We start from the raw sequence: 889 nt of genomic DNA, 5'->3' as shown, positions 1-889 counted from the left end.
TGCGTGGGAGCAGGCCGATTCGTGTTAATTGGGCAATCCAGTGAGCATCTTTCTTATCTGTTTTTTGACCTGGAATAGCTTTCATATGAGCAGGCTGTGCTAGGATGAGTTCAAAGTCATCACAGAGTTCATGCCAGACAGGTCTCCAGTAAACTCCTGTGCTTTCCATGCCGACAGCTTCTACATGGAATTGACTGAGAAAATCATGACAGGCTTTTAATCCTTTTGTCGTTGTATCAAACTGAGCCATTTCACGCTTTGGACGAGTAGAAGTGAGCGGCCCATGTAGAATACAAACCACAACAGTAGCTTGATGGACATCAATACCTGCACAAGATTGATAGAGAACATCCATTGTGATTTCCTCCATTTATAAAGTCAGAGAGCTTGTCTACCGATAACATTGTCGTATTTTTATACTCATGCTCAAGGCGATATTTTGGGGTACTCGTCGGTAGAGTGGATTAGTTTGTCCCGCGAAAGTGATATTCAAGAAATTATCAACCACAAAGCCCTCACTTAGATTATACTTCTAAATGAGGGCTTTTGTCTTTATTTTCGTATTTCTGTGGGTGACGGCTATGTCGTCATGGCTGTCTGTCCCAGCCTCTTTTCATTTCGTTATTCTTCTTCTGGGTATACCAAGCCCCAGTCTTTGCGGAGTTGAGTCATGAGGTCCATGACATCGCGGCTGTAGTTTAGGTAGAGATGATTTTCCTTTCCTGCAACTGCTGCTTCCATATCGAGGACTTCATACTGGAGGGCTTTGGCAGTTTCTCCTGCTTCGATCACTTCTTGTGAACCATCTTCCGTATAGGTGATGACCGCTTTTTGGCCACGCGGGTATTCGTAGAGTTCGATATAGCCCTTGTCATAAGCAATGGTACCG

At 44.2% G+C, this 889-nt stretch carries 1 protein-coding gene and 1 pseudogene; both read right to left on the bottom strand.

The window, feature by feature from the left end; genetic code table 11:
- Positions 1-355: IS110 family transposase (locus SPADD19_RS04245; protein ID WP_164905838.1), on the bottom strand; the 355-nt coding region annotated here is incomplete at its 3' end.
- 266 nt (positions 356-621) lie between these two features.
- A pseudogene (locus tag SPADD19_RS04240) lies at positions 622-889 on the bottom strand (gfo/Idh/MocA family oxidoreductase); the annotation flags it as partial.

This window comes from Streptococcus parasanguinis (assembly GCF_001578955.1).
Taxonomy (GTDB): Bacteria; Bacillota; Bacilli; order Lactobacillales; family Streptococcaceae; genus Streptococcus; species Streptococcus parasanguinis_U.
Note: the sequence above shows the minus strand (reverse complement) of the source record. Positions and strands in the feature narration are given on the sequence as shown.